Source organism: Deinococcus pimensis DSM 21231 (assembly GCF_000519345.1).
In the GTDB taxonomy this organism is placed as follows: domain Bacteria; phylum Deinococcota; class Deinococci; order Deinococcales; family Deinococcaceae; genus Deinococcus_A; species Deinococcus_A pimensis.
In genome coordinates this window covers 101315-102856 of sequence record NZ_KI912635.1, presented here as the reverse complement: position 1 = coordinate 102856, position 1542 = coordinate 101315, and the positions used below count along the sequence as shown (strand labels likewise).

At 67.6% G+C, this 1542-nt stretch carries 1 protein-coding gene; it reads right to left on the bottom strand.

Annotated features, from left to right (window positions below; all coding sequences use genetic code 11):
- Positions 1-47: 47 nt before the first annotated feature.
- Positions 48-1286, bottom strand: a complete 1239-nt coding sequence (glgC, locus tag DEIPI_RS0107655) for a glucose-1-phosphate adenylyltransferase (RefSeq protein WP_027481385.1) — start codon at positions 1284-1286, stop codon at positions 48-50.
- Positions 1287-1542: the final 256 nt, after the last annotated feature.

Below are 1542 nucleotides of genomic sequence, written 5' to 3'. Positions count from 1 at the left end.
TGGGCCGCCCGCGTCCCGGACGGAACGCGGGCGGCCCACGGGGACGCTCAGAAGGTGTAGGACTTCGGGACGACGACGACGCCGTTCTCGGTGATGGTGAAGCCCCGCGCGAGGTCCTCCTCGGGGTCGTGGCCGATGCGGGTGCCGGGCGGCACGACGACGTCCTTGTCGATGATGGCGCGCCGCACGTGCGAGTGCCGTCCGATCTCCACGTTCTCGAAGATGACCGAGCTCTCCACGAGGGAGTACGAGTGCGCGCGGGTGCGCCGTCCGACGATGCTGTCGCGGACCGTGCCGCCCGAGATGATCACGCCGCCCGCGAGCATGCTGTTGAAGGCCTGCCCGCGCCGCTCGGCGGCCTCGTGCACGAACTTCGTGGGCGGACTGAACTCGGCGGCGGTGCGCAGGGGCCACTCCGGGTTGAACAGGTCGAACTCCGGACTCACCGAGATGAGGTCCATGTTCGCCTCGTAGTACGCGTCGAGCGTTCCCACGTCGCGCCAGTACGTGTTGGGGCCCGCCTGCCCGGGGATGGGGTTGCGGTGGAAGTCGTAGGCCATCACGTTGTAGCCGTCACGCAGGGCGCGCGGGATGATGTCCTTGCCGAAGTCGTAGCCTTCCTCGTCGTGACGGGCGCTGGTCTCCAGGAGCTCCTCGAGGGCGCGGCGGGAGAAGATGTAGTTGCCCATGCTGGTCAGCACCGTCGTCGGGTTGCCCGGCAGCGTGCTTGGATCGGGCTTCTCCAGGAAGTCCGTGACGCGGCCCCGGTCGTCGACGTTCATCACGCCGAAGCGTTTGGAGTCCGCGGCGGGCATGGGAAAGGACGCGATGGTGACGTCGGCGCGGGTGTCGCGGTGCACGTCGAGCATGTGCGCCACGTTCATCTTGTAGATGTGGTCCCCGCTGAAGATGGCCACGTAGTCGGCGTTGTAGTTGTCGACGAGGTGGAGGTTCTGGTAGACGGCGTCGGCGGTGCCGCGGTACCAGACGGGTCCGAGCTCCTCGTAGCGGTACATCTGCGCGGGCACGAGGGTGATGAAGTAGTCGCTGAGGAAGGTCCCGAAGCGCCAGCCGCGCTGGATGTGCTCCGTCAGGCTCTGCGCCTTGTACTGGATCAGGACGTACGTGGAGTAGATCTCGCTGTTGATGAAGTTGTTCAGCGCGAAGTCGATGATGCGGTACTTGCTGCCGAAGGGCACGGCGGGCTTGCTGCGTTTCTGCGTCAGGGGGAACAGGCGCGTCCCCTGACCTCCGGCGAGGATCATGCCGAGCACTCGTTGTTTCATGGGGCCTCCGGTGTGGTCGTTCATGCCGGGCCGGGCGGCCCGTGGGATGGGTGGTGCGCGTCGTCGGTCGTACGCCAGTGTAACCATACGCGCGTCGGCGCCCGCAATCTTGAACGGAAGCCCAAGGAACGCGCCGTGCACGAAGAAACGCCGCCGCGCGGACGGCGCGGCGGCACGGACGGACGCTCGCTTCAGCTCCCCGCGCGTTCCTGCTCGCGGACCCAGGCGAGGGCGGCGCGCAGCGTCTCGGCGGGCT

Coding starts and splice junctions, on each gene's coding strand:
- glgC (WP_027481385.1), bottom strand. CDS start 1,286: ATGAAACAACGAGTGCTCGGCATGATCCTCGCCGGAGGTCAGGGGACG.